The sequence below is a fragment of the Escherichia sp. AM3 genome, assembly GCF_032029835.1.
GTDB lineage: Bacteria > Pseudomonadota > Gammaproteobacteria > Enterobacterales > Enterobacteriaceae > Escherichia > Escherichia coli.
In genome coordinates this window covers 1-263 of the sequence record NZ_JAVUPQ010001042.1, presented here as the reverse complement: position 1 = coordinate 263, position 263 = coordinate 1, and the positions used below count along the sequence as shown (strand labels likewise).

General features: G+C 47.1%; 1 protein-coding gene. It reads right to left on the bottom strand.

The genetic code is table 11. The features are described from left to right. Nucleotides 1-263: S24 family peptidase (locus RTW80_RS29615; protein WP_312721700.1), on the bottom strand; the 263-nt coding region annotated here is incomplete at both ends.

Here is a 263-nt window from a genome sequence, read left to right as displayed (position 1 = left end):
AACGAGGGGCCACTGCGGGTTAAGGCCCTTAAGGTATTTTTGGCCTCCATCAATGATCAGTTTCTTAAATGTAGCTTCGTTTGAATCAGATAGTTTAGCGATAACGAGGCTGCCATTGATTGGTTCTCGTCCGGTATCGAAAAGAACAAACGTGCCTTCTGGTATGCTTAAGCCAGCGGGCGCAGTCATTGAATCCCCTTCAACACGCAACCAGAATGCATCTCCCTGAATGTGAGCATCTGATTCCAGCCACTGATCAACAT